The following is a 6,199-nucleotide window of genomic DNA, read 5'->3' on the forward strand; positions in this document are numbered from 1 at the left end:
TGCGCCACCATGCCTTATCCTGACTCTATGGAAGCGTCTTATTCCTGTGCATTGTGCGGGTTATGCGGAACCTTAGGATTGAGAGATGAGCCAGCCCCGGCCCGCTCTCCATCAAAAGGGCCGTAGGGACGGGGCTGGCGGCGCTTCGGTTTTAGCGCGACTGGAGTCGCGGGCGTCGTTTGCTGGACGCGAACGCCTTTGGAGGATGGATGACGCAGCTTTATTTCACCGATGGATCGGCGCTGCGCGCTCCCGTTTCCGTCGAAGGCGTTCCGGTCAATCTTTCCGTGTCCCTGACCGAGGCCGCTGGCAAGATCGGCCTGATGGATGGCATGCCGTTCTTTCTGGATCGGGACGGAGGCTACTTGCATGACGTGAACCGGTTCTTTCGCGCCTGTCCTACCATGGGGGTGCGTTCGCGGCACAGTTTGCGCGCCTACGCCCATGACATCTTGGTCTGGATGCGGTTTCTGGAAGAACGGCGTGGTGGCAAGCAGCTTTGGCGTGCCGATTACAACGATGTCATCGCGTTTCACCATGCACGGCGTTTGTCGGATGCACCGTTTCGGATTTCGGCATCCAGCTGGAACAGGGCGATCGCGGCGCTTGACAAACTGTATCGGTGGGCGCTCGAAGAGGGCCTGATCGCATCCTCGCCGTTTCGATACGACCTGTCCTTTCGTCATGGTCATGGGCGGGGAGCGCCCAAGGTCGTCGAGGGTAACAGGGCCCGGGAACGTGCCGCACGCCCGCATGACATGCAATTCGTCGATATCGGCCGCTACCTCGCGTTCCGGGATATCGGCCTGAGAGGAAGATTGCCGGACGGGTCCGAGGACCCAGCCTGGCGCGGCCGCAATGGCGAGCGGAATGCCGTCTTCGCGGAACTGCTCATCACCACGGGGATGCGCCTCGGCGAGGCCGGTAACCTGATCATCGACGAACTGCCTCGGTGGATTTCCGACAGCCCGCGGATACTTCCTTTCGATCTGCCGGGCGTGATCACCAAGGGCGAACGCCCGCGACGCATCCGTTTGCCTCGCCGGGTCCTCAAGCTGATCGCGGATTACTGCGATATCGAGCGCCAGATCGCCTTGGCAAAGGACCCGCCTCGTCCGGCCGTCCCGCTCGTATTGTCATCCGATGGCCGCAACGCCGTCGATGGCAGTGGCCGACGCATCGCGCTGACCAGGCTCCGTCCGCAAGACCGCCAACGGCTGCTGCGATCGCCTGATGGGATGCCTGAACACGCATCGCTCTGGCTCACGGAACGCGGTCAACCCGTGTCGTCCGGAACCTGGGAAGTTGCTTTTCGCAGGGCAAGCCAGCGATGCCAGACCTTCGGCCTCGATGTAACCGTAACACCGCACATGCTGAGGCACACCTTTGCGGTCAACATGCTGTCGATGCTGATCCGCGAACAGGTGGGCAGGATCTTTAACCCGACCGATGCGCATGGTGCTGCCTATCGCCAGATGCTTGGCGATCCGCTCCGCCATCTCCAACACCTCCTCGGCCACGCGAACATCACCAGCACCTACATCTATCTCGACAGCCTTGCCGAGGCGCAGGAACTCGTCGATGCGGCGGCGGATCGCTGGACCGACGAACTCATGGCGGACGAACAATGACCGGCAGAGCCCGCGTCTCACAGCCCCGCCCAGGGCGACGCGCGAGTTTTCCTGACAATCTTTCCGATCCCGGTCCCGCGGCCGCCATTGCCATCACCGCCCGCCGTTTCGAGATTACCTTGGCCGGACGGACTGCGACGATGGACCTGACGCGTTTGCCGGGTCGCAATTCGCTTGCGCGGGCCTTCACGCTGGCACTCTGGCAGGCATGTCAGGTCGGTGGCCCCGCCGGCACCGTCCGCACCGCCATGTCATTGGCCGAAGCCATCCATCGGTTCTGGCGCTATCTCGATGCGACAGACTCATCCGTACAGGCGCTTGCCGAGATTGATGTCGCTACCATCGAAGGCTTCGACGCCTGGATGGATGAGCGCGGGCAGCATCCCAACCATCGCCGCCACCAGATGGGAGATGTAGTGATGCTGCTGCGGTTGGCGGATGCGGGCGAACCAGGCCGCCTTTCCGAAGAGGCTTCCCGCCGATTATTCTATGTCAGTACGCGCCCGGGTGTTCCACCGCGCCCGCGCGATGCCTACAGCGACAGTGTCCGGGTGGCCTTGAAGGCGGCCGCAAGTGCCGATGTTGCAGCGATCATGCAGCGATTCCGTCCGGCGCTTGAACAGGAGTGCGAGACACGCATCGACCGGCTGGAGATGGACGCCTTCGCGGAGATCGACCGTGTCGGTTTCATTACCGTCAAGAACGACCTTTTTCGTCAACTCTACGGGGCACGGAACTATGCCGGGATTTCGAATGAGGGGCTGAGCGACAGGATGCATGGCACGCGGCATCTGCTCCTCGGCGATCTGATTGCTCTGTTCGTTCTGCTATCACTGGAGACCGGTCTCGAGATCGAGGCGATCAAAACCTTGCGCGCCGATTGTCTCAAAAACCCTTCCAACGGCTATGTTGAGATCGAGTATTGCAAGCGCCGCGCCCGTCATGCCGAGTGGAAGCGGCTGCGGGTTCGGGACGGAGGGTCAGGTACCCCGGGCGGCCTGCTGCGCCTGGTAATTCAGTGGACCGCGACGGCGCGCGGTCATCTCAAGAGCGAACAGCTTTTCGCGTATTACTGCCGCGGCCGCCTGATCGATGTCGTTCTGCCGATGCAATCCGCTAGAAAGGTCTGGGTCAAACATCACGGGTTGCAGGATGATGACGGGAAGCCGTTGAAGCTCTGCCTCTCGCGTTTGCGCAAGACCCACAAGGCTGCGTGGTATCGCAAGACCGGCGGTCAGCTGCGCCGGTTTGCGGTTGGACATACCGTCGAGGTTGCCGCGAACCACTATGGGGACATTCCCGCCTTGCGGCCGATCCACGAAGCTACCATCGCCGAGGCGCTGATGGACGCTGTCGAAGATGCGTTGCAGCCTACCGTGTTGACCCCGGAGGCCGAGGCCAAAGTCTTAGCAGCTCCGTCTTCGGCTCAGCCCGGTTTTCCGGAGGGCTTGGCGACCGATGTTCCGGCATTGCTGGCAGGCGAACAGGATGTATGGCTGGCAAGCTGTTCTGGCTTCTACAGCAGCCCGTTCGCCACGTCGGGAGAGGCCTGCCCGGTGCCGTTCTGGGGCTGCCTCGAATGCCGCAACGGCGTCATCACCACCCGCAAGCTTCCCGCGCTGATGGCGTTTCTGGATTTCGTGGTGGACCAGCGCAAGGTTTTGTCCGAAGCAGATTGGCAGGCGAAGTTCGGGAGGGCCCACCACAGGATCGTCGCGCAGATATTGCCGCAATTCTCTGAGATCGATCTCGCCGCCGCGCGTGCCCTCTCAGCCAGTCAATCGGCACAGATCTACCTTCTCCCGGAGGCGGGTCTCGCATGAGAGCAAATCCGGACATCACGACCGCAAGGCCATCGCTGCCATCGGCAATCTATCCCGACGACACCGACATCCTCGCAGGCAGACCGCTCAGACCGGGATCGGAGCGCTCGATGCTGTCCCGCTTCGGCGACGATGTCTGGGATCTCAGTCCGGCGATGTTTCGCGCCAACGCGCGTCCGGCCGCGTTTCGTGTAGATTTCGGGGCCATTGCAGACCCCGCGCTTCGACGGCTCGCCAAGGAGTATATGCTTGCCCGCCTTCAGGCGCCGCTGCGCAGCTACCGGGGCCCTTGCGGCCCCTCGACCGCCAAGGGCACATTGCTGTTCCTGCGCCATTTCGGAGAGTTCCTGCACGATCATATCGGTTCCGTCGAACTGGGGCGCGTCGACCAGCAAGTGCTGGACGCGTATCTGGCGCATCTGGGGGCAGACGGCGCACGTTCATCGCAACAGATCCGCCTCTATGTCGATGTCCCCATCGACCTCCATCATTTCGGGCCATGGGTGACCGGGGGCGGCATTCCCTTCCTGCCCTGGGGTGGGCGCACGGCAAGTAATGTCAGCGGTCGGAGCCGGACGAGCTCGGAGAACACCACGCCGCGCATCCCAGAACCGGTCATCGGCGCACTGCTCCACTGGTCGATGCGATACGTCGATGTCTTCGCTCCGGATATCCTCGCGGCGCGCGAAGAGCTGGATCGCCTTGAAGCCCGTGCTGCCCAGATCATTGCCGAGGATGCGCGCCAAACCCGCCACGAACGGTTTCGCTACCGTCTTCGTACCTGGCTCGAGGCCCGACGGGCGGAAGGGCGGGGCGTGCCAATCTGGGAGCGCCGTCCAAACACCACCCGCGGTGTCCCCGATGTTAAGGAAGGCAACGCGTATAATTTCAGGCTGATGTGCCTTCAGGTCGGGTGTCCCCAAACTGGGACTCTCAGCAAATCTACCGCGACCGTGAGGATGCTGGACCAGATGGCGGGTGAGATGGGAACCGAGGTCGGCGGCATGGATACCCCGATCAGCCTCGATCCCGATACCGGCCTGCCCTGGCGCAAGCGTTTCGACACGGACAGCTTACCGCATGAAGAGCAGATGCTGCAGGCGGCCTGTTACATCGTTTGTGCTTACCTGACGGGAATGCGCGACAGCGAGTTACAGGACATGGAGCCTGGCTGCGTTTCGATTGAGCGCAGTGCCGACAACCTGATCGAGCGCTATCGCGTGCGCAGCACCGTCTACAAACATCGCGAGGCAGCAGGTGTTTCCGCCGACTGGATCACCATCGCGCCGGTCGCCCGTGCCGTCGAGGCCATGGAAGCCCTGTCGCGTCGAGCGCGCGGCGACCGTGATCTTCGATCCCTCTGGGTGTCGTTGAAGCCTTGGGACTGGACGGCGGATTACCTTGCCGCGCAGGCGTCGCCGATCATCAAGATGTTCCGCGACGGTCTGGATGCAAAGGTCGCAAACCCGCCCGCAATTCCACATGTCGATGGGCGCGCCTGGCATTTCAGCACCCGACAGTTTCGACGCACCATCGCATGGTACATCGCGAACCGCCCCTTCGGCGTGATTGCCGGAAAGATCCAGTACAAGCATGCCTCCGTGGCGATGTTCGAGGGCTATGCCGGTGCGCCGCACGGAGATTTTCGTCGGGCGGTCGAGCAGGAACGGGCGCTTGGCCAATTGGACGATGTCGTCGCCTATTATGAGGCCTACCTGCAGGGTGACGAGCCCGGCGGACCGGCATCGTCCCGCCTCAAGCAGGAGTTCGACCACGTCCGGGGCACGCTCGGTGATCTGCCCGGGCGCATCCTCGATCAGAAGCGCCTGCGAACGATGCTGGTGCATCTTGGAAAGACGCTGCATGTCGGATTTCTGAACGATTGCTTCTTCGATCCCGCCAGCGCCCTTTGCCTGCGGCCCGACGACAGGCCTGCCGCTCCTGTGATTTCGCGTTGCAGCCCGGACCGCTGCCCCAATTCCTGTCTGTCCGCCCACCATGTTGCGCCTTGGCAGGCCTCGATCCAAGAGGGTGAGCGCCTCCTGCAGGGCAACACCCTGTCGGCGGTTCAGAAGGTCGCAATCACACAGGACAATGATCGAAAGCGCCGGCTGATCGCTCATCTGGAGGACCCAAAGGTATGACACGGCCCGTCAGTCAGAAGACCGAAGACGCCTTGCGCGCCTCCATGATGCGACTGCTCGAAGGAACCTCCGTCCATACTGACGGGCGTCTCACCGTCGTCAATCTCGCGCGCGAGGCCGGCGTCAGCCGCGCAACGGCCAACCGGGCCACCGCCGTTCTCGCGGAATTTCGTGCGGCGGAGGCGAGGTTCCGGTCGGGATCGGTCGTAGGATTGAAGGAGCGTATCCGCGAACTCGAAGCCGAACTCCGGGCAGCACGCGGTGGCGAGATGGCCGAGTTGCGCGCGACAGTCAAAACACTGGCGCAACAAATCCAGATCCTCGCGCTCGAGGCTGAAGAACAACGCCGCCTGATCGCGGTTCTTGAAGAGCAGATCGCCCGGGCTGACCTGAAAGTCCTGCCGTTCAGGCCGCCGTCCCAGGGTGGCACCTGAGGTCACGATCAGAAAGAGAAAGAGGTGAGCTGGGTGGGGGTGAAACAGGGATAAGAAGAGAGGGAGCCCCCATGAACTGTCTCACCCATGCCGCACAGGAAAACCTCAATGAGGTCAGGAGGTTTTTCCGAAGAGACAGCTTGACTGTCCAGATAACATGCCGAGGG

Annotated in this window: 4 protein-coding genes; all 4 read left to right on the plus strand. The window is 62.4% G+C overall.

The genetic code is table 11. From position 1 onward, the window contains the following. Nucleotides 1-209 precede the first annotated feature (209 nt). The 4 genes from P2G62_RS17580 to P2G62_RS17595 all read left to right on the plus strand — a co-directional run bounded on the left by P2G62_RS17580 (nucleotide 210) and on the right by P2G62_RS17595 (nucleotide 6,032). Nucleotides 210-1,631 (plus strand): tyrosine-type recombinase/integrase, encoded by a 1,422-nt coding sequence (locus P2G62_RS17580; RefSeq protein WP_275736186.1) that lies wholly within the window; start codon nucleotides 210-212, stop codon nucleotides 1,629-1,631. Then, the gene (locus tag P2G62_RS17585; protein WP_275736187.1) at nucleotides 1,628-3,454 is read left to right on the plus strand and encodes a hypothetical protein; all 1,827 of its coding nucleotides are present in this window, start codon (nucleotides 1,628-1,630) and stop codon (nucleotides 3,452-3,454) included. The genes P2G62_RS17580 and P2G62_RS17585 overlap by 4 nt, the downstream gene beginning before the upstream one ends. 110 nt (nucleotides 3,455-3,564) lie before the next feature. Beyond that, nucleotides 3,565-5,598 carry a hypothetical protein gene (locus P2G62_RS17590; RefSeq protein ID WP_275736188.1) on the plus strand — a complete coding sequence of 678 codons (2,034 nt, stop codon included), beginning with the start codon at nucleotides 3,565-3,567 and terminating at the stop codon, nucleotides 5,596-5,598. Then, a complete protein-coding gene (locus P2G62_RS17595) occupies nucleotides 5,595-6,032 on the plus strand; it encodes a hypothetical protein (protein ID WP_275736189.1) in 438 nt (145 codons plus the stop codon). Before P2G62_RS17590 ends, P2G62_RS17595 begins: the two co-directional genes overlap by 4 nt. The last annotated feature ends 167 nt before the right edge of the window (nucleotides 6,033-6,199 follow it).

Origin of the sequence: Paenirhodobacter sp. CAU 1674, assembly GCF_029222945.1 — a bacterium.
Lineage (GTDB): Bacteria > Pseudomonadota > Alphaproteobacteria > Rhodobacterales > Rhodobacteraceae > Rhodobacter.